A 20,318-nucleotide genomic window follows, 5' to 3' on the forward strand; every position below is an offset into this window, starting at 1 on the left:
AGTCGTAGCGGCCGATGGGTGGCCGAGACGCGGTGGCTGTCGCTGTTGATCCAGTGATCCGTTACGCGGATTCAGTTGGACAGATTTTGACTATGGGCCGTGCGATCGGACGCAATCAAGCCTTTTTTGTTGTCAGATCGAAAAGACCTGTCGTACAGATCTGCCATCATATCGGCAGGCGAAGGCGCCGCCGACCAACGGGAGGGGCGTGATGTCACGAGCACTGGACGAGCGCGCGCAACTGCGACCCGCATGCCGATGATCAGCCCCGACATGCGACTCGTGATCGCTGCACTCGCGGGGATATTCCTTGCCGTCCTGATGATCGTTCGCGGTCGACTCCACCCCTTTATCGGCCTGTTGTGCGGCGCGTTCACCGTCGGTCTGCTCGCCGGACTTCCCCTCCCCGACGTCGCCAAGGCGGTGCAGAAGGGGGTCGGCGACATCATCGGCGGCACGGGGCTGGTGGTCGCGCTCGGCCTGTCGCTCGGCGCGATGCTGCATCTGTCCGGCGCCGCGGCGTCGCTTGCCAAAGGCGCCTTGCAGCTGACCGGCAAGCAAGCGGCACCATGGGCGACGCTGGGCATCGCGATCGTTGTAGGCCTTCCGCTTTTCTTCGAGACCGGCCTCGTCCTGCTATTGCCGATCGTCGTCGCGGCCGCCGAGGAGATGACCGGCAAGGACGGTGCGGAGCGCGATGCCGCGAAACTGAGGCTTATCATGCCGGCGCTGGCAGGGCTCGGCGTGGTCCACGCGCTCGTCCCGCCTCACCCCGGCCCGTTGCTGGCGGTCGAGGCACTGGGCGCCAACCTCGGCAAGACGATGCTCTACGGCATCGCGATCGCCATCCCGACGGCGATCATCTCCGGTCCGCTGCTCGCGAAGTTCACCACGCGCGGCGTGCGGCTGGAAGCGCCGGTGTTGCATGATCCGGGGCTCGGCATCGCCCCGCCGCCACGGCTGTGGTCGCTGTTGATCGTGCTGCTGCCGGTGCTGATGATCGCGACCGGCGAGCTGGGCCAGATGATCCCGGGCATGAAAGGAGCCGCATGGCTGGTCGCGGCGAGCAACCCGGTCGTCGCGCTGTTGCTGACCAACCTGATCGCGCTCCCGCTGCTGTTCGGCCGCCGGCTGCGCGAGGCTGCGATCCAGAACGCGGTGTGGCACGAGACGATGGGCGCCGCGGGCGCGATCCTGCTGGCGATCGGCGCGGGCGGCGCATTGAAGCAGGTGCTGGTGACCGCAGGCCTGTCCGACCTGCTGGCGCGCACGGTACTGATGTATTCGATCTCGCCGCTGCTGCTCGGCTGGCTGGTCGCGGTCGGCATACGCCTGGCGGCTGGCTCGGCTACCGTAGCGACGATCACCGCGGTCGGCATCATGCCGGGCGTGGTCGCAAGTTCCGGCGTATCGCCCGAACTGGTCGTGCTCGCAATCGGCGCGGGCTCCGTGTTCTTCAGCCACGTCAACGATCCCGGCTTCTGGCTCGTCAAAAGCTATGTCGGCACCAGCACCGCGGACACGTTCCGCACCTGGTCGATGCTGGAAACGTCGATCTCGGTGGTCGGCCTCGCGTTCGTCCTGGCGCTCAGCCATGTCATCTGAAACTCCGAGCACCCCGCCGCCGATCGTCCCGGACAAGCCCGCCGCGAACGGCATAAGGCTGGCGGATCGCGCCTATACAGCGATCGTCCAGATCATCCTCGACGAGCATCTCGCGGTCGGCGACCGGCTTCCGGCCGAGGACAAGCTGGCGACGATGTTCGGCATGTCCCGCACGATCGTCCGAGAGGCGCTGGCGAGGCTCGCGTCCGACGGCATCACGCAGGCGCGGCGCGGTGCGGGATCCTACGTCAAGCGGCGACCGTCGGAGCGGCTCGGGTCGCACATGCAGATGGCCGACATCGCGGCGACGCTCGGCACCTACGAAGTCCGCTTCGTACTGGAGGCGGAAGCGGCGCGGCTCGCGGCACAACGCCGGTCGCACCACCAGATGGACGCGATCGAACACGCATTGGAGGCATTGCGCACCGCGTTGCTGTCGAACGCGCCGGCGCATGACGAGGACTGGGTGCTGCACCGCGCGATCGCCGAGGCGACCGCCAACGCCGCGTTCCTGCCGGTCTTCGATCACCTCCAGGATGCGGTGATGCGGATCCTCCGCGCCGGGGTCGACATCTCGCGGTCGCGTGCGCCGGAAGTGATCAAGGCGATGATGGACGAGCACGACGCGATCGTCGAAGCCATCCGCGCGCAGGATGCGGACGGCGCGGCGCTGGCGATGCGCTGGCATCTCTCGCAAGGCCGCAAGCGCCTGATGCCCTGACGCATCAGGCTTCGGCTCACGCGCCGCGCCTGCGACCATGGTCGTAGATGATACCGCGCTCAGTATATCGTAGAGAACGACAAGAATGACACGTCGCCAAGCCGGACCACGGCACGCGCTACGTGCGACAAGGGGATGGACGGATGAACAAGGTTACGCGCAGTCGACGGTCAGTCGGATCTTTCAATGTTAACGCAACCAGCATGATCGTGCTGGCCACCGCGTTGCTCTGCGCCCCTGCCGCAGCCCAGACAATTGCCCCGCCGTCCGACCTGCCCGCTTCGACTCAATCGGCCGATCCGGCAGCGCCGCCTCAGACGCTGACCCCGCAGACCGCTGCAGAAGAGCAGGCCGCGCCGGACAAGGACATCGTCGTCACAGGGTCGCGCATCGTCTCGAGCGGCTACAACGCACCGACGCCGACAACCGTGATCGGCGAGGACCAGATCCTCAAGAACGCACAGCCCAATATCTTCAACGCGGTCGCGCAGCTGCCGTCGCTGCAGGGTTCGACCGGCGCCTCCACCGGCACGTTCAGCACGTCCAGCGGTACGCAAGGACTGAGCTCCTTCTCGCTCCGCGGCCTCGGCCCGATCCGTACGCTGACCCTGCTCGACGGCCAGCGCGTCGTCGGCGCCAACGTCTCCGGCGTACCCGACATCAGCATGTTCCCGCAGTTGCTGGTCAAGCGCGTCGACGTCGTCACCGGCGGCGCATCCGCCTCCTACGGCTCGGACGCGGTGGGCGGCGTGGTCAACTTCATCACCGACACGCGCTTCAAGGGCTTCAAGGCGAACGTCCAGGGCGGCATCACCAATTACGGCGACGACAAGCAAGGCCTGGTCCAGGCCGCGTTCGGCACCGCGCTGTTCGGCGACAAGCTGCACCTGATCGTCAGCGGCGAATATGACGACGAGGACGGCGTCGGCCCGGGCGATTTCGGCACCGACCTCGCCAAGGGTCGCGACTGGTACCGAGCCACTACGCTCGTCAACACCGGACAAACGAACAACGGCCTGCCGCAGTTCAACTACCGCGACTATGCCCAGCCTTATCAATATGCGCGCTTCGGCCTGATCAACAACGGCCCGTTACAGGGCATCGCGTTCGACCAGAACGGCGCGCCGTATAATTTCAACTATGGCTCGAACGGTCGTCCGACCGGCACCGGCGGCGTCACCAACTGCTTCCCCGCCAACAGCTTCTGCGTCGGCGGCGACCTGTCGGGCGCGCCGGGCTCGGGCGCATCACTCAAATCTTCGCTGGAACGGCTCAACGGCTTCGGGCGGATCGGCTTCGACTTTGCCGAAAACAACGAGGCCTATGTCACCGTCAACGTCGCGCAGGTGAAGACCAGCAACCAGCCGAGCCCGGGGTACAATCGCCCGAACCTGACCGTGCAATGCGCCAACCCCTTCCTGCCGCAGCTGGTGCGGGATCGGTGTGCGACGGCGATAAATCCCGCTACCGGGACTCCAGGGATCACGCAGTTCAACTTCGGTACCAGCAACGGCAGCTTCCCCGATCCGCTGGTCCAGACGGACCGGCGCCAATACCGTTTCGTCGGCGGCCTGAAGGGCAAATTCGAGATCGGCAGCACGCCCTGGACCTACGATGCATATTACGAGCACGGCATCACAAAGGCGGCGATCGACGTCGACAACACCGTGTTGCAGCCCCGCTATGTCGCGGCGACCAACGCGATCACGCTGAACGGCGCGATTGTCTGCGCCGACCCGGTCGCGCGCGCCGCCGGATGCCAGCCAATCAACATCTTCGGCGGTGCGGTGCCATCGGCATCGGCGCTCGCCTATGTCACGCCTGCCAACGGACCGCTCCAGCGCACCAAGCTGACGCAGGACGTCGCCAGCCTCAACTTCTCCGGCGAGCCGCTCAACCTGTGGGCCGGGCCGTTGGCGGTTGCCTTCGGTGGCGAGTATCGTCGCGAATTCTACCGTGTCCACGGCGATCCCTATGGTGCGGGCGTAACCGCACTTAGCCCCAACAGCACCGCCTATCCTGCCGATCCGCTGTTGAATTCTGCGCTGGGCAGTAACTGGGCAGCCGGCAACTATAAGAACGGCCGCGGCAAGTACGAGGTGTATGAGGGGTTCCTCGAACTCAACCTGCCCTTGTTCAACAGCGAAGCCATCGGTCGTGCCAACCTGAACGGCGCCGGTCGCGTGACGCACTACTCAACGTCGGGCACGGTCTGGGCGTGGAAGGCCGGCGGCACTTGGGATACGCCGTTGGACGGTATCCGGTTGCGCGCCGTCACGTCGCGCGACGTCCGCGCGCCGAACCTGTCCGAACTGTTTGCCGCACCGACCGTCACTACGCTGCCGAACTTTACCAATCCCTTTTCCGGTAGCGGCGTGCAGGCGTTCCAGAACACCGTCGGTAACCCAGATCTGACGCCGGAAATCGCGCGCAATACCGAGGTCGGTATCGTCCTGTCACACCCGTCATGGGCACCGGGTCTCGGTCTGTCGTTCGATTACTACAAGATCAAGCTCGACGGCGTCGTCTCGACACTGTCGCCCGACCAGATCGTCCGCTTCTGCTTCGAGGGCAATCAGGCGTTCTGCGGAGGCTTCGTGCTGAACAGCCCGACCCAGGGCGGCAATTTCATCAACGTCCAGCCGTTCAATCTGGCATCGTGGAAGACCAGCGGGTTCGACATCGAGGCGAGCTATCAGTGGAAAAAGCCGCTCGGCATTCCTGGCAACTTCACGCTCCGCGTGCTGGGTACGCATGTGAAGGAGTTCCTCGTCGACGCAGGGATCGCCGGCGTTGACGTCGTCGACCAGGCCGGAGCCAACAACGGCGCGACGCCGGACTGGAAATGGCTGGCGACGCAGAGCTACGACAACGACGTCTTCAGCCTCAACCTGCAGGAGCGCTGGTTCTCGGACGGCGTGTTCGGCAATCAATATGTCGTCTGCACCAGCGCTTGCCCGGTCTCGACCGCCAACCACCCGACCATCGACTATAACAAGATGAAGGGTGCCTTCTACATCGACCTCGGCGGTTCGGTGAACCTGACCAAGCAGGTCAGCATGTTCTTCAAGGTCGACAATCTGTTCGATCACGACCCAGAGCCCGCGCCGCAGACCAACACCGGCCTCGACGTGAACCCGGCACTGTACGACACGCTCGGCCGCTTCTACCGCCTGGGCGTCCGCGCCCGGTTCTAATCGACCTCTCCCCGGTAGCCATTGCTACCGGGGGAACAGTAGCGCCGCAGGACCCGTATAAACCGATCGATTTCAAAGCGTCCCCCTCCCCGGCGGAGGCCGGGGTCCAGTTGGGAAGGTCAACGTAACGGAGGCGCGTCCGTCGTTACCTTCGTTCCCCACCTGGGCCCCGGCCTTCGCCGGGGAGGTTCTTTCGCGACGGGTGCAAGCCCCGCCTAGTTGCCGCAATCAGCCCTCGCTTTGCCAACCCGCACGGAGCGGCAGGCGCAGGACGCGGTCGTTGGCGGTCATGTATAACGCCCGCCCCCGTTCCCCGAACGCGCAGTTGGCGATGGGCGCGCCAGTCGACACCAGCGCGAGCGGCTCCGCATCGGGCGTCATGAACATCATTCCGCCGGGCACCGAGCACACCAGCGTCCCGTCCCGCGCGACCTTCATGCCGTCGGGCAGCCCCGCCCCGCCCCGCGCCTTCATCGCCTTAGCATCGAGCAGCACCCGGGCATTGCGCACGCCCTTGGCATCGAGATCGTAGACCATGATCCGGGGTGCGATTTCGTCCGACACCGATACGTAGAGTCGCGTCTCGTCGGGCGACAGCGCGATGCCGTTCGGTCGCGTCAGGCCGCCCTCGAGCAGTTCGACCACGCCACCGGGACGCAGCCGATAGACGCCGTTCACCGACATTTCCTTCAGCGGCGAGGTATCGCCTTCGGTCAAGCCGTAAGGCGGATCAGTGAAGTAGATCGTCCCGTCGCGCGCGACATGCATGTCGTTCGGGCTGTTGAACCGCTTGCCCTGATACCGGTCGATCGCCACCTCGCGTCGCCGCGTAACCAGATCGACCCGGTCGATCGAGCGCCCACCACTGTTCGCGATCAACAACCGGCCCGTACGGTCGAGCGCAAGTCCGTTCGCGCCCGGTTCGCGGATGAGCTTCGGATCGGTGCCTCCTGCCCCCGACGGATCGAGGAACGGCACGGCCGGTCCACCCTTGCGCCAGCGACGGACGATATTGGCAGGAGGATCGGAGAACAGCAGATATTGGCCGGCTTCCACCCATACCGGCCCCTCCGCCCAGCGAATGCCGGTCGCGATCGTCTCGACCCGCGTGCCCGGCGCGACCATTCGGTCGAACGCGGGCGACAAACGCTGGATACGCGGCTCGGCGGCGGCTCCAGCACCAAAAGCAGGCGCGGCGACCATCGCCATCGCTCCGAAAAGAATGTCGCGACGTCCCGGCTGGAACGCTTCCTTCGCGCAACGCTCGAGGACGGGCTGCTTCATAGTCGATAGGCTTGCTTGACGAGGTCGTAGGCAAGCGCACGGGCGACCTCGTGCGCTTCATCCTCTTCGAGCCGGTGTTCGGCGACGAGTTTCGCGAGGAACGCGCAGTCCATCCGGCGCGCGACGTCGTGCCGCGCGGGGATCGACAGGAAGGCGCGGGTGTCGTCGTTGAAGCCGACCGTGTTGTAGAAGCCGGCGGTCTCGGTCGCGCGTTCGCGGAACCGGCGCATGCCCTCCGGGCTATCGTGGAACCACCAGGGCGGGCCGAGCCGCAGCGACGGATAATGCCCGGCGAGCGGGGCGAGTTCGCGCGAGTAGGTGTCCTCGTCCAGCGTGAAGAGGATCAGCGTGAGCCGGGGGTCGTTGCCGAACCGGTCGAGCAATGGTTTCAGCGCGCGGACGAATTCGCCGGGCAGCGGGATGTCGCCGCCCTTGTCGCGGCCGAAACGTGCCAGCACCGAGGCGTTGTGGCTGCGCGAGACGGCAGGGTGAAGCTGCATCACCATACCGTCCTCGACCGACATCGCCGCCATCTCGGTCAGCATCTGCGCGCGGAAGAGTTCGGCCTCCGCCGCGGTCGGCTGCGCCATGACGCGCGCATAGAGTGCCTCGGCTTCGGCGGGCGTCAGGTCCGCCGTCGCAGCTGACGGGTGACCGTGATCGGTCGAGGTCGCACCCGCATCACGGAAGCGCGCGCGGTGGAAGCGATGTGCCGCGAGATAGCCCGCATAGCTGCCGACATCCGCGTTCGCGGTCTCGCCGAAACGGCGGACGTTGGCGGCGAAGCCTGGCGTCTCGGGATCGACGACCGGGTCGGGGCGATAGGCGGTGACGACACGGCCGTTCCAGTCGCTCGCGCGGATCGCGGCATGGTGTTCGAGCGGGTCGAGCGGGCTCTCTGTCGTAGCGATCAGTTCGATGCCGAACCGGTCGAACAGCGCGCGCGGGCGGAATTCGGGCGTCTTCAGCGCCGCGTCGATCGTGTCGTAGTAAAGGTCCGCAGTCGCGGGTTCGAGGCGCACGTCGATTCCGAACGCTTCGGCGAACACCCAGTCGAGCCACATCCGCGACGGCGTGCCGCGGAACAGATGGTAGTTCGCCGCGAAGATGTTCCAGATCTTCCGCGGATCGCTCTCGGTCGGGCTGCCATCGACCGTCGGTACGCCGAGCGCGTCGAGCGGCACGCCCTGGCTGTAGAGCATCCGGAACACGTAGTGATCGGGAACGATCAGCAGCGAGGCGGGATCGCTGAACGCTTCGTTCCGCGCGAACCATGCCGGATCGGTGTGACCATGCGGACTGACGATCGGCAGGTCCTTCACCCCCGCATGAAGCGCACGGGCGATGTCACGGGTACGGCCTTCGCTGGGAAACAGGCGGTCGGGGTGGAGGCGTAGCGGATGGGTCATGCGAGGCGTTCCGGATCGACGGGAGTATAGTGCGGTACGAGCAGGTGGATAACCAGCAACGCGACGAGATAGGCGCATCCGGCGACCGCGAAAATCGGGCCGTAGCTGCCGACGCCGGCGAGGATCGTGCCAGCGAACTTGGCCATCAGCATGCCGCCGCATGCGCCCGCCAGCCCGCCGAGACCGATCACCGATCCGCCCATGCCGCGTGGGAACAGGTCGCCGGGGATCGCGTACACGTTGGCGGAAAAACCCTGGTGGCATGCGCAAGCCAGTCCGATCGCCGCGACCGCCCACCACAATCCCGGTGCCTGCGCGGCGAAGATGATTGGTAGCGCGAACAGCGCGCAGGCGAACAGCGCGGTCTTGCGCGCGCGGTTCGGCGTCTGGCCGCGTGCCAGCAGCCGCGACGAGAACCAGCCGCCAGCGACCGATCCGACATCCGCCAGCACGTACACGGCGACCAGCGGCGGGCCGAAATCGAGCATCTTCACACCGTATTGCCGGTTGAAGAAATCGGGCAGCCAGAACAGGAAAGTCCACCACACCGGATCGATCAGGAACCGACCGAGCATATACGCCCAGGTCTGTCGCAAGCGCAGCAGCGTGCGCCAGCGAACAGGCTTGGCGGCGGGCACGGGATCGGCCTCGATCCACGCCAGTTCCTCAGGGGTGACGCGCGGATGCTTGCGCGGCGACCGGTAGAAGGCGAGCCAGGTGACCAGCCAGAGCACGGTCAGCGCGCCGGTCGCGATGAACGCCATCCGCCAGCCGAACGTCACGGCGATCACCGGCACGATCAACGGGGTGAGGATCGCGCCGACGTTCGAGCCCGCGTTGAAGATGCCGATCGCCAGCGCACGCTCGCGTTGCGGAAACCATTCGTTCGCAGCAGCCAGCGCGGCTGGGAATGCGCCGGCCTCACCGATCGCGAGCGGGATGCGCGCGAAGATCATCATGCCGGCGCTGGTGAACAGCGCATGCGCGACATGCCCGATCGTCCACAGCGTCACCGCGACCGCATAGCCGATCTTGGCGCCGACCCGGTCGACGAACCGCCCGAACAGGACATAAGCGATGCCGTACGCGGCCTGGAACGCGATCGCGAGATCGGCATAGCCCTGCTCGCTCCAGTTGTAGCGTGCCTGGAGTTCGGGCTTGAGCACCGGCAAGACGAGCCGGTCGATATAGCTGAGCGCGACGGCGGCGAACAAAAGCGCGCAGACGATCCACCGCACTTTGCCGCGCGGTTTTTCGGTCGCTGGAGTAGCGGCCCCGTTCACCAGTTGCACAGCGTGCCATCCTCGAGACGCGCGACCGGGAGATAGGCGCGCTTGTAGTCGTAGGTCGCGGCAAGATCCTCGTCGATGTCGACGCCGAGCCCCGGCGCCTCGCCCGGATGCATCATGCCGTCGTCGAAACTGTATGCGTGCGGGAACACCGCATCGGTCTCGTCGGTGTGCGGCATATGCTCCTGCACGCCGAAATTTGGCACCGACAGCCCGAAATGCAGCGCCGCCGCCATCGCCACCGGCGACAGGTCGGTCGCGCCGTGGCACCCGGTCCGCACCTGATACAAATCCGCAAGCGAAGCGATCCGGCGCAGATGCGTGATGCCACCCGCATGCACGACGGTCGCGCGGATATAGTCGATCAGCTGGTTCTGGATCAGGTCCTTCGCGTCCCAGATCGAATTGAACACCTCGCCGACCGCGATCGGCGTCGTCGTGTGGTGGCGGATCAGCTTGAACGCCTCTTGGTTCTCGGCCGGCGTCGGGTCCTCGATCCAGAAAAGATTATACGGCTCCAGCGCCTTGCCCAGCCGCCCCGCCTCGATCGGCGTCAGCCGGTGGTGGATGTCGTGGAGCAGGTGGACGTCCCAGCCCATCGCCTCGCGCGCGGCCTTGAACAGTTCGGGGACGACGCGGAGGTATTTCTCGGTCGACCACACGCTCTCGCTGGGTAGGTCGGCGTCGGCGGGCTCGTAGCGCGCGCCGTGCTTGGCGACGCCGTAGGTCGAGGCGAGCCCCGGCACGCCGCATTGCAGCCGGATCGCCTTGTACCCCTTGGCCTGCTCGGCCTTCGCGACCGCGATCGTATCTTCGATCGTCGTGCCGTTGGCGTGCGCGTAGACCATGCACGCATCGCGCGCCGCGCCGCCGAGCAACTGGTACACCGGCATCCCCACGAGCTTGCCCTTGATGTCCCACAACGCCGTGTCGACCGCAGCGATCGCCGCCATCGTCACAGGGCCGCGCCGCCAGTAGGCGCCCTTGTAGAGATACTGCCAGACGTCCTCGATCCGGTGCGCGTCACGGCCTATCAGGCATGGCACGACATGGTCGGTCAGGTAGCTTGCGACGCTGAGTTCACGGCCGTTGAGCGTCGCGTCGCCGAGGCCGGTGGTGCCGTCATCGCACGTGATCTTCAGCGTGACGAAATTACGGCCGGGCGACGTGACGATGACGCCGGCGGAAACGATCTTGGGCATCGCAGGTCCTTCAGGCGATTTCGAGGATGGCGGTTTTTAGCTGTGCCGAGCTCGGCCCAGCCATGATCGTGAACAGGCCGGGCTCGATGACCTCGCGCATGTCAACGTCCCACAAAGCGAACGCGTCGGGGCCGAGCGTGAAGCGCAACGTCCGCCGCTCGCCGGGCGCGAGCGTCACGCGTTCGAAGCCCTTAAGCTCCATCACCGGCCGCGCGACCGACGAAACCTGGTCGCGCACATACACCTGCACGACCTCGTCGCCAGCACGCTGGCCGATATTGGCGACGTCGACCTCGACGCCCACGCTGCCGGCGATGCCGATCTTCGCCGCCGACAGCCGCGGTGCACTCACGTCGAAGCGCGTGTAGCTGAGTCCGTGGCCGAACGGCAACAACGGCGTCGTCTCTGCGAACAGATAACCGCGCTGGGTCGACGGCTTGCGGTTGTAATAGAACGGCACCTGGCCGACTTCGCGCACCACGGTCACGGGAAGCTTTGCGCCCGGATTGATCCGCCCGAACAAAGCCTCGGCCATCGCGGTGCCGCCCTCCTGCCCCGGATACCAGCATTCGAGGACCGCGTTCGCCTTCGCGATCACGCCCGGCCAGCTCGGTGGACGGCCGTTGATCGCGGCGATGACGATCGGCTTGCCCAGCGCATGCAGCGCGTCGAACAGCGCGTTCTGCTCGCCCAGCAGGTCCAGCGTGGTGCGGTCCCCGAGATGGTTCTTCGAGAACCCCTCGCGGCTGGTCTGCTCGGTATCACCGATCGCGAGGATGATCGTATCGACCCCGCGTGCGACCTCGACCGCCTCGGCGATCAGCGCGCGGTTCTTTTCCGGATTGGCGAGCAACACCTCGTCCTGCGACCGATCCTCGCTCTGGGTGATGAACACGCCTTGCGCATGGACGATCGTCGCCGCGTTCCCCACGAGCGCACGCACGCCGTCAAGCAAGGTCACCGACTGGCGAGGCGGCGCAGAATAGCCGCCGAGCCGCGCGATTGCCGCATTGGGCCCGATCACGGCGATCTTGCCCTTGGGCGCGAGCGGCAGCGTGCCGTCGTTGGTCAGCAGGCACATCGATTTGCGGGCAGCCTCCAGCGCGACGCCGCGCGCTTCCGCGTTACCGGTCAGGCGAGCGGCGGCGCGGGGATCGACCGGCGACTCCTCGAACAGCCCGGCGCGGAACTTCAATGCCAGCATGCGCGCACAGGCGGCGTCGACCTGCGCGATCGGCACCGTCCCCGCGCGTACCTGGGCGGGGAGCGTGCGGTAGGCCAGTCCGTCGGGCAGCGCGCTGTCGACGCCGGCCGCCAGCGCGAGTTTCGCCGCCCCGTTCAGGTCACGCGCGACGTGGTGGATCGTGTCGAGTTCCTCGATCGCGCCGTAATCGCTGACGATCGCGCCCGAAAATCCCCATTCGCCGCGCAGCACGTCGCCGAGCAGCCAGTGGTTCGCATGACTCGGGACGCCATCGATCTCGTTATACGAGGGCATCACCGCGCCGATCCCGGTCCGCGTCACGACCGCGCGAAACGGCGGGAAGAAGCTCTCGCGCAGTTCGCGCTCGCCGATCGGAGCGGGACCGATATTGTTACCGGCCTGGGGTTGGCCGTGCCCGGTCATGTGTTTCAGCGTCGCGAAGACCTTGCCGGGCGCCAATGTCGTGCTGTCGCCCTGCAACCCCTCGACCGCGGCGACGCCCATCTCGCCGCACAGATACGGATCCTCGCCGAACGTCTCCTCGATCCGGCCCCAGCGCGGATCGCGGGCGATATCGACGACCGGCGACAGCGAGAGGTGGCTGCCGTGCGCGCGTACCTCGCGACCGATGATCGCCTGTCCGCGCCGCATCAGGTCGCGGTCGAACGCGCCAGCCATGCCGATCGCCTGCGGGAACATCGTTGCGTCGGGCGCCATGTAGCCGTGCAGCGATTCCTCGTGGAAGATCACCGGGATGCCGAGTCGCGTCCCCCGCGCCCAACGCTGGACCGCGTTGACGAACGCGATCGTCGAAGCCGTCCCCCGCCACGCGGCCCCGGTGCCCCCCGCCGTCACCGCGACCGACGGCCCGCCGCGCTTGTCGGACGGCCGCGTGACCTGCCCGAACCCCGCCGGATACGCCGCGATCGCCCGCGCCGGGTCGAAATCGAGCCCGCCCGACACCATCACGTCAGCCTTGGTCGCCCACAAGGAAATGGTCTGGCCAACTTTCTCCTCCAGCGTCATCCGCGCCATCAGGTCACGTACCCTAAGATCGACCGGCGCGCGGGGATCGCGGTAGGTGGGTGACGCGGTAGCGGCACACGCAACGCCGGGAATGAGCCCTGTAATGGAGACCGAGCCGAGTAGGCCGAAAAGGTCACGCCGCGTCGGCATCAAGGTCGGCGCGTTCCCTGCTGTCTTCGTACCGGCCAAGATTATCTCCTAATATGAAACGCGGCATTGCTGTCGAAGCCGTCGTCGTGATAGCGATAACATGGCTGATCATCCGCGATCCTGTCAATGTGGCGCGGAACGGCGGGAGAGGATTATGACGCAATTCGGCCGATGGATCGGTAAGTTCGCGCTGCTGTTCGGGGCAGTAATTGGTTTGACCGGACCGGCGCAGGCCGAGGACGGTTATGATCTCTGGCTGCGGCATCAGGCCCCCGCGGCTGCGCATGCAGGCGGTGTGCCGACGATCGAGTCGCGCGGCGATACGCCTACGCTGCGTGTGGCGGCGGAAGAATTGCGACGCGGCGTGGGCCTGTTCGGGACGAACACGCCGACGATCCTGCTGGCCACCGCCAACGATCGCGACGTCGCGGCGCTCCGCTTGCCCTTGGCCGCGCTTGGCGACGAGGGATACCGCGTTGGCCAGGTCACGATCGGCAGCCGCCATGTCCTGCTCGTCACCGCTAACACCGATCGCGGTATTCTATACGGCAGCTTCGCGTTGCTGCGACATCTGCAGACCGGAGGCAGCATCGACCGAATCGACCTGACCTCGACCCCGCGCGTGAAGCTGCGCGTGCTCAATCACTGGGACAATCTGGATGGTGTGGTCGAGCGTGGTTATGCCGGCGCATCGCTGTGGGACTGGTGGACGCTCCCCGATTTCCGCGACCCGCGCTACACCGACTACGCGCGCGCCAACGCGTCGATCGGGATCAACGGTACCGTCCTGAACAACGTCAACGCGAAGGCGGAGAGCCTGACCGCGCCGTATATCGCCAAGGCTGCCGCGCTCGCCGACGTGTTTCGGCCGTACGGGATCAAGGTATATTTGTCGGCGCGGTTCTCGGCGCCGATCGAGCTCGGCGGCCTCAAGACCGCCGATCCGCTCGATCCGCAGGTCGCTGCGTGGTGGAAAGCGAAGACCGACGAGATCTATCGCAGCATTCCCGATTTCGGCGGCTTTCTGGTCAAGGCGAACAGCGAGGGCCAGCCTGGCCCGCGCGATTACCACCGCAGCCATGCGGACGGCGCCAACCTGCTCGCCGCCGCGGTCGCCCCGCATGGCGGGATCGTGATGTGGCGCGCGTTCGTCTATGCCGAGACCGACCCCGATGATCGCGCGAAGCAGGCCTATACCGAATTCAAGCCACTCGACGGCAAGTTCGCGCGCAACGTCATCGTCCAGGTCAAGAACGGCGCGATCGACTTCCAGCCGCGCGAGCCGTTCCACCCGCTGTTCGGCGCGATGCCCAAGACCCCGCTGATGATCGAGTTCCAGATCACCAAGGAGTATCTCGGCTTCGCAACGCACCTCGCCTATCTCGGGCCGATGTTCGCCGAGACGCTCGGCAGTCAGACGATGCGGACGCCCGGGGAAACCGTGGCGAAGGTCGTCGATGGCTCGGTCGAAGGCCATAGACTTACCGGCATGGCGGGCGTGGCGAATATCGGCCGCGACCCCGACTGGGCGGGCTCGACGTTCAACCAGGCGAACTGGTACGCGTTCGGCCGGATGGCGTGGGATCCGACGCTCGGCGCCGCCCCGGTCGCACGCGAATGGGCGGCGATGACGTTCGCCCCCTCCCCCGCCGTCATCGATCCGGTGGTCTCGATGATGATGGGATCGCGCGAGGCCGTGGTCGATTATATGACCCCGCTCGGCCTAGCACACGTCATGGCGACGGGGCATCACTACGGCCCCGGTCCGTGGGTAGCCGACCTCAAGCGTCCGGAATGGAACCCGGTCTATTACCACCGTGCCGACAAGGCGGGGATCGGCTTCGATCGGACCAAGACGGGAAGCAACGCGGTTGCGCAATACGCGCCCGAGCTTTCCCGCAAGCTGGCCGCCCCTGCAACGACGCCGGAGCGCGACCTGCTGTGGTTCCACCATGTGCCTTGGACGTACCGGACGAACTCAGGGCGATCGGTGTGGGCGGAAATGGTCCATGATTACGATGCGGGCGTGGGCTACGTGGCCGGCATGCGTCGGCAGTGGGACGGCGTGAAGACCGAGGTCGATGCCGAGCGTTGGGCAAAGACCGCGACGCATCTAGCGGTCCAAGAGCGCGAGGCGCGCTGGTGGCGCGATGCGAGCCTTGCCTATTGGATGTCGGTCAACGGCCTGCCGCTACCGGCGGGCGCCGCGGCACCCGCACATGACTTGGCATGGTACAAGGCACAGCGCTTTCCGTACGCGCCCGGCAACCCGCAATAGCTGCGCGCTGACACTAAATAAGAGGACGAGGACGCGATGAAGAGACGGTGGCCGGTAGCGTTGGTGTTGAGCGCCCTTATCGTGACAGGCGCGGGCGCGCGGGACACTGCGCCGCCCCGAGACGCACATTGGATTGCAACATGGGGATCGTCGCAGATGATCGCCGAGGGGGACAATGCGCTCCCGGCCGATCGGGCCGGCGCGATCACGTTGCGCCAGGTCGTGCGGGTGTCGGCGGGCGGTGAGCGCGTACGCATCCGGCTCTCCAACGCGTTCGGCACGCGCCCACTGCCGATCGGCGGCGCGCACGTCGCCCGATCGGTCGCCCCCGGTACGCCGCGGATCGAAGGCGGTGCGCGGCTGACCTTCTCCGGCCGTAGCGACGCGGTCATCCCGCCCGGCGCGGAAATGTACAGCGACCCTGTCGCGTTCCCGGTCACAGCCGGTGCAGATCTAGCGATCAGCCTATATCTCCCGGAAGCCGCAAGCCCGCAGACCGGCCACCCCGGCTCGCGCGCGACGAGTTTCACGCTGGCCGGCAACGCGGTGGCGGATGCGACGCTGGCGGGCGCGACGCCGACGACGCATTGGTATGCACTCGCGGACGTCGAGGTCGCCGCGGCACCGACGGCGGGTACGATCGTCGCGATCGGCGACTCGATCACCGACGGTTACGGCGTGAAGCCCGAACGCAACACTCGCTGGACCGACGTGCTCGCGCAGAGGCTTCGCGGAACTACGGCAAAACGCGCGATCGGCGTCGTCAATGCGGGGATCGGCGGCAATCGCGTTCTGCTCGACGGACTTGGCCCAAATCTCCTCGCGCGTTTCGATCGCGACGTTATCGCACGCAGCGGCGTGCGCTGGGCGATCGTGCTGGAGGGCGTGAACGACCTCGGCGTGCTGACCCGCGACGCACCCGCCACGCCTGCACAACACGCCGCGATCGTCGCGCAGATCACAGCCGGCTTCGCGCAGGTCGTCGCGCGGGCGCATGCTCACGGGATCAAGGTGATCGGGGGAACGGTGATGCCGTTCGGTGGCAACACCTATTATCATCCCACCGCGGAGAACGAGGCGGATCGGCAGGCCGTCAACACGTTCATCCGCACGTCCGGGGTGTTCGACGCCGTCATCGATTTCGACCGGTTGATGCGCGACCCGGCGCATCCCGATCGGCTGTCCCCCGCGTATGACTCCGGTGACCATCTGCACCCGTCCGAAGTTGGCTATAAGACGATGGGTGAAGCCGTACCGCTGAGTCTGTTCGGCGGCGCACGCGCGTCGACCCGGTCGCGATCGGTGATTGGCGCTGCGACCCCTGTGCCGGTCGGTCCTTCCGAGCGCGGCGTGGCCAAGGGGCCTGCCATCGCGTTCACCTTCGACGATATTCCTGCCCATGGTCCGCTCGTGCCGGGGCAAACTCGGGTGGATGTGATTCAGGCGATTACCGGGGCGCTGGCCGCTGCAAAGGCGCCGGCGTTCGGGTTTCTGAATGCGGGTTTCGGGCTGGATGCGCCGGATGATGCTGCGAAGGCGATAGCGGCGTGGCGCGCCGCTGGCCTGCCGCTTGGCAACCACACTTATTCGCATGCCAATCTCGACAAGGTGGGCGCGGCTGCGTTTTCCGCCGATGTGGTGCGGAACGAAGCGCCGCTTGCTGCTGCCGCCAAGGGGACCGACTGGCATTGGTTTCGGTATCCTTTCCTTTCGGAGGGTAGCACACCGGCGGTTCGCGACGCGGCTCGTGCCGACCTCAGGGCTCGGGGGTATCGGGCTGCGGCGGTGACTATGAGTTTCAACGATTTTAGCTGGAACCCAGTTTACGCTGCTTGCTCGGTGAAGGGGGATGCGGGGGCGATTGCCAGGCTGGAGGCTAGCTTTCTCGGCGATGCGCGGGCTGCGGCGTTGGCGGCACGGGCGCGGGCCAAGGCTCAGGTGGGACGAGATATTCCCTATGTCCTGCTGATGCATGTCGGCGCGTTCGATGCGCGGATGTTGCCGAAGCTACTCGCGCTGTACCGCGAGATGGGGTTTCGTTTCGTGACGTTGCCCGAAGCGGAAGCCGATCCCTATTATGCGCGGGCGGTCGACCTTTCGCTGCCGGGACCGACGCCGTCGCTCGCCGGCCCGCCTGCCCAGCCCGCGCTGGCCGGTCCGCCGGCGGGCTTGTGTAGCTGATTGCCGTCCCTCTCTCCCGCGGATCGGGAGAGAGGGTTTCACGTCACTTCTTGTTGAGCGCGGCCTGGGCTGCCGCAAGGCGGGCGATCGGGACGCGGTAGGGGCTAGCGGAGACGTAATCTAGGCCGACCTTTTCGCAGAACGCGATGCTCGCTGGGTCGCCGCCGTGTTCGCCGCAGATGCCGAGCTTTATTCCTGCCCGCGTTTTGCGGCCGCGTTCGGCGGCGATCTCGATCAGTTCGCCGACGCCTTCGACGTCGATGCTGACGAACGGGTCCTTCGCGTAGATGCCCTGCTCGACATAGGCGCCGAGGAAGCGCGAGGCGTCGTCGCGGCTGACACCCAAAGTGGTCTGCGTCAGGTCGTTGGTGCCGAACGAGAAGAACTCGCCGACTTCCGCGATCTCGCCAGCACGGAGGGCTGCACGGGGGAGTTCGATCATCGTGCCGACGAGGTATTCGATCGTGCGGCCCTTCTCGGCGAACACGGCCTGGGCGGCCTTGTCGACGACGGCCTTCATCAGCTCCAGCTCGCGGCGGGTGGCGACCAGCGGGATCATGACTTCGGGGATCGGCGCCGCACCGGACTTCTCCGCGACGTCGACCGCCGCCTCGAAGATGGCACGGGCCTGCATCTCGTAGATCTCGGGGTAGGTCACGCCGAGACGGCAGCCTCGGTGGCCGAGCATCGGGTTGAACTCGTGCAACTCCGCCGCGCGGCGCTTGAGCGTGTCGACGTCGACGCCCGCCGCGGTCGCGACTTCGGCGAATTCGGATTCCTCGTGGGGGAGGAATTCGTGGAGCGGCGGATCGAGCAGACGGATCGTCACCGGAAGGCCGGCCATCACCTCGAGGATCTCGGTGAAGTCCTTGCGTTGTTCGGGGAGCAGCTTCTCCAAAGCAACCCGACGCCCCTTCTCGTCCGAGGCGAGGATCATCTGGCGGACGTTGGTGATGCGGCTGCTCTCGAAGAACATGTGCTCGGTGCGGCAGAGACCGACGCCCTCGGCGCCGAACTCGCGCGCGACGCGGCAATCCTCGGGCGTCTCGGCGTTGGCGCGGACCTTCAGGCGGCGGACCTCGTCGGCCCAGACCATCAAGGTCGCGAAATCGCCCGACAGTTCGGGCTGCACGGTCGCGACCGCGCCGATCATCACTTCGCCGGTGGTACCGTCGATGGTGAGCAGGTCGCCCTCCTTCACCTCGCGGCCGCCGCAACGCATGATCTTCGCCTTGGCGTCGATGGAGAGCGTGCCGGCGCCCGAGACGCAGGGGCGCCCCATGCCGCGTGCCACCACAGCAGCATGCGACGTCATCCCGCCGCGCGCGGTCAGGATGCCCTTCGCCGCGTGCATGCCGTGGATGTCGTCGGGCGAGGTCTCGGTCCGGACGAGGATCACCGCAACGCCGTCCGCAGCCTTCTTCTCGGCGGCATCGGCGTCGAACACGACCGCGCCCGAGGCTGCGCCCGGCGATGCGGGGAGGCCCTTGGTCAGCACGTCGCGCGTTGCCTTGGGATCGAGCGTCGGGTGGAGGAGCTGGTCGAGCGCCATCGGCTCGATGCGCAGGATCGCTTCCTCGCGGGTGATGAGGCCTTCGTTGGCCATGTCGACCGCGATCTTGAGCGCGGCCTTGGCGGTGCGCTTGCCGGCGCGGGTCTGGAGCATCCAGAGCTTGGTCTTCTCGACCGTGAACTCGATGTCCTGCATGTCGCGATAGTGGTTTTCGAGCGTGTCGAACACGTCGGCGAGCTGGTGATAGACCTCGGGCATCGCCTCTTCCATCGAGGCGGGCTTGGCGCCGGCGTCTTCGCGCGCGGTCTTGGTCAGATACTGCGGCGTGCGGATGCCGGCGACGACGTCCTCGCCCTGCGCATTGATCAGGAATTCGCCATAATAGGCGCGGTCGCCCTTCGACGGGTCGCGCGTGAATGCGACGCCGGTGGCCGAGGTGTCGCCCATGTTGCCGAACACCATCGCCTGGATGTTGACCGCGGTGCCCCAGCCGCCGGGGATGTCGTTGAGGCGGCGATAGACTTTCGCCCGCTCGGACTGCCACGAGCCGAACACCGCGCCGACCGCGCCCCAGAGCTGATCGTGGACGTCCTGCGGGAAAGGCTTGCCCCAGAGCTTCTCGACGAGGCCCTTATATTCCGCGACGAGTTTCCGGAGATCGTCGGCGGAGAGTTCGGTGTCGAGCGTGAAGCCCTGGTCTTCCTTGGCGATCTCGAGCGCTTCCTCGAACGCGCCGTGATCGAGTTCGAGGACGACGTCGGCGTACATCTGAATGAAGCGGCGATAGCTGTCCCAGGCGAAGCGCGCGTCCTCGGACTTGGCGGCGAGGCCTTCGACGGTCTGGTCGTTGAGGCCGAGGTTGAGGACGGTGTCCATCATCCCGGGCATCGAAGCGCGGGCACCGCTGCGGACAGAGACAAGCAATGGGTCCGCGGGATCGCCGAACTTCTTGCCGGTGACGCCCTCGATGTGCGCGAGGCCGGTGGCGACTTCGTCGCGCAGGCCTTGCGGGAACTGGCCGCCCTCGTCGTAATAGACCGCGCAGAAATCGGTCGAGATCGTGAAGCCCGGCGGGACCGGCAGGCCGATCGACGCCATCTCGGCGAGGTTCGCCCCCTTGCCGCCGAGCAGGTTCTTGTCGCCCTTGCCGCCATCCGAAACACCGCCGCCGAAGCGATACACATATTGGGTCATGGTCGGTCCTCTAAGTGTTTGTTTTTACCCGCAAGACGGCGCGGAAGTGCACAAAGTGCAGACGC

The 20,318-nt window shown here is 66.4% G+C and carries 11 protein-coding genes; 5 read left to right on the top strand and 6 right to left on the bottom strand.

All coding sequences use genetic code 11. The annotated features are described in order from the left end of the window. Positions 1–258: 258 nt before the first annotated feature. The 3 genes from C8J42_RS14130 to C8J42_RS14140 all read left to right on the top strand — a co-directional run bounded on the left by C8J42_RS14130 (position 259) and on the right by C8J42_RS14140 (position 5,523). Entirely contained in the window at positions 259–1,605 is a 1,347-nt protein-coding gene (locus tag C8J42_RS14130; protein WP_133020708.1) for a gluconate:H+ symporter, read from the top strand. Next, positions 1,595–2,326 (top strand): FCD domain-containing protein, encoded by a 732-nt coding sequence (locus C8J42_RS14135; RefSeq protein ID WP_133020576.1) that lies wholly within the window; start codon positions 1,595–1,597, stop codon positions 2,324–2,326. The genes C8J42_RS14130 and C8J42_RS14135 overlap by 11 nt, the downstream gene beginning before the upstream one ends. A gap of 203 nt (positions 2,327–2,529) precedes the next feature. Continuing rightward, entirely contained in the window at positions 2,530–5,523 is a 2,994-nt protein-coding gene (locus tag C8J42_RS14140) for a TonB-dependent receptor (protein ID WP_133020577.1), read from the top strand. 228 nt (positions 5,524–5,751) lie between these two features. Here C8J42_RS14140 and C8J42_RS14145 read toward each other — a convergent pair whose 3' ends face one another. Genes C8J42_RS14145 through C8J42_RS14165 form a run of 5 tightly spaced genes read right to left on the bottom strand, consistent with a single transcriptional unit; the run spans position 5,752 to position 13,087 of the window. Continuing rightward, positions 5,752–6,807 (bottom strand): SMP-30/gluconolactonase/LRE family protein, encoded by a 1,056-nt coding sequence (locus C8J42_RS14145; protein ID WP_133020578.1) that lies wholly within the window; start codon positions 6,805–6,807, stop codon positions 5,752–5,754. Then, positions 6,804–8,216 (bottom strand): glucuronate isomerase, encoded by a 1,413-nt coding sequence (uxaC, locus tag C8J42_RS14150; RefSeq protein WP_133020579.1) that lies wholly within the window; start codon positions 8,214–8,216, stop codon positions 6,804–6,806. Before uxaC ends, C8J42_RS14145 begins: the two co-directional genes overlap by 4 nt. Continuing rightward, the gene (locus tag C8J42_RS14155) at positions 8,213–9,502 is read right to left on the bottom strand and encodes an MFS transporter (RefSeq protein WP_243644473.1); all 1,290 of its coding nucleotides are present in this window, start codon (positions 9,500–9,502) and stop codon (positions 8,213–8,215) included. The genes uxaC and C8J42_RS14155 overlap by 4 nt, the downstream gene beginning before the upstream one ends. Next, positions 9,496–10,707 carry a D-mannonate dehydratase ManD gene (manD, locus tag C8J42_RS14160; protein WP_133020580.1) on the bottom strand — a complete coding sequence of 404 codons (1,212 nt, stop codon included), beginning with the start codon at positions 10,705–10,707 and terminating at the stop codon, positions 9,496–9,498. Before manD ends, C8J42_RS14155 begins: the two co-directional genes overlap by 7 nt. A gap of 10 nt (positions 10,708–10,717) precedes the next feature. Beyond that, complete coding sequence (locus C8J42_RS14165) at positions 10,718–13,087, bottom strand: glycoside hydrolase family 3 N-terminal domain-containing protein (RefSeq protein ID WP_133020710.1); 2,370 nt, start codon at positions 13,085–13,087, stop codon at positions 10,718–10,720. 154 nt (positions 13,088–13,241) lie between these two features. Here C8J42_RS14165 and C8J42_RS14170 point away from each other — a divergent pair, with 154 nt between their 5' ends. After that, a complete protein-coding gene (locus C8J42_RS14170) occupies positions 13,242–15,365 on the top strand; it encodes an alpha-glucuronidase family glycosyl hydrolase (RefSeq protein WP_133020581.1) in 2,124 nt (707 codons plus the stop codon). A gap of 156 nt (positions 15,366–15,521) precedes the next feature. Beyond that, a complete protein-coding gene (locus C8J42_RS14175; RefSeq protein ID WP_243644445.1) occupies positions 15,522–17,546 on the top strand; it encodes a GDSL-type esterase/lipase family protein in 2,025 nt (674 codons plus the stop codon). A 43-nt stretch (positions 17,547–17,589) separates the two neighbouring features. Here the strand turns inward: C8J42_RS14175 and ppdK are convergent, their stop codons facing one another. Continuing rightward, complete coding sequence (gene ppdK, locus C8J42_RS14180; protein ID WP_133020583.1) at positions 17,590–20,253, bottom strand: pyruvate, phosphate dikinase; 2,664 nt, start codon at positions 20,251–20,253, stop codon at positions 17,590–17,592. Positions 20,254–20,318: the final 65 nt, after the last annotated feature.

The organism is Sphingomonas sp. PP-CE-1A-559, assembly GCF_004340965.1.
Classification (GTDB): domain Bacteria; phylum Pseudomonadota; class Alphaproteobacteria; order Sphingomonadales; family Sphingomonadaceae; genus Sphingomonas.